The sequence below is a fragment of the Rhizobium sullae genome (genome assembly GCF_900169785.1).
Classification (GTDB): domain Bacteria; phylum Pseudomonadota; class Alphaproteobacteria; order Rhizobiales; family Rhizobiaceae; genus Rhizobium; species Rhizobium sullae.
Window position 1 is genome coordinate 1 of sequence record NZ_FWER01000160.1, and the last position, 1,131, is coordinate 1,131.

The following is a 1,131-nucleotide window of genomic DNA, read 5'->3' on the forward strand; positions in this document are numbered from 1 at the left end:
ATGTGGGCGGAAAATATGGGATTGGGCGAAGACGATTGCGTGTCGCGCAAGCTGACAAAGGCGACGACGATGTCGTAAGTTGATTGTCATCAACAACCGACCCCACCGGAGAACACTGGCAGGCCAGTGCTATCGCGCTAAACCACTCCCTGGGATACGATCCCACTTACCCAATAGCGCTGTCTCCGGTGGGATCATCGATCAAGCGCCGCGGCGAGCGATCCCATTCACCAGGACGAGGTAACCTCGTCCCGCATCTGGTACCCTGCATAATGTTGCCGTCTGGCGCGCGCGCCTGCTCCGCCATCGGCCAAAAATGTTTGAGCGGCCTCTCCCCACTCAAGGGACCACGACGTCGAGCAAATGACGCTTGCCGTTTCATAAATGTATCCGGCCCTGCGCGCCTGGAGTGCTGTTGCAGCTGGTCATGATGACAGGTCCGCACGCTCCGTTCGGAATAAAGAGTTCGGGCACGAAGCCTTTTTTCACAGGATTTACGGCATGTTGATCGACCGTTTCGTCCATCACTATGCCAGAGCGTTGTAATTGAGCGAAGAGCGTCAGGCGAAAGCAGGATCTCCGAAGGACGATTGTCCGGCATGCAGGAAAAGTCCGAACACAGCGATTCCCTGCTTGATGATGCCAAGGCCTTGCGCAGGGAGGCGGACGATCCCGTTGGTGTGGGTGACCTCAGCGAGGCTCTCGCCGTGCGCCTGCGACCTGAATAATCATGACGCTTGCATGAACGAAGGTGACACCCCTGCAGCACGGTCTTGTTCAGCGATAGCTCGGCGACAGTTCGCTTCAGCTTGACGTTCGCCCTTCCAAAATGGCGTTGACGCTTCACTTGCGAGGGCATCAGACCGGTATATTTTGTGCTAATTTAGAAGGTCGCGTTAGAAGCTTCTACTTTGCGACAGACATCGGCGATCAGCCTCCCCCTCTATCAAAATTCGGGACAATGCGATCTCCGCTTAATTTTTTCCTGCGCGGGTCGTAAGTCGACAAATGCAGTTCCAGATGACCCGATTAACCGAAATTCTCCACGCCAACCTACGACATCGTCGTCGCCTTTGTCAGCTTGCGCGACACGCAATCGTCTTCGCCCAATCCCATATTTTCCGCCCACAT

General features: G+C 55.4%; 1 protein-coding gene. It reads left to right on the top strand.

The window, feature by feature from the left end:
• The first annotated feature begins 599 nt into the window (after positions 1 to 599).
• Positions 600 to 728 (top strand): hypothetical protein, encoded by a 129-nt coding sequence (locus tag BN1800_RS43565; protein WP_259671699.1) that lies wholly within the window; start codon positions 600 to 602, stop codon positions 726 to 728.
• The last annotated feature ends 403 nt before the right edge of the window (positions 729 to 1,131 follow it).

Bases quoted from the DNA above. Each gene is read 5' to 3' on its own strand.
- BN1800_RS43565 (WP_259671699.1), top strand. From the start codon at position 600: ATGCAGGAAAAGTCCGAACACAGCGATTCCCTGCTTGATGATGCCAAG.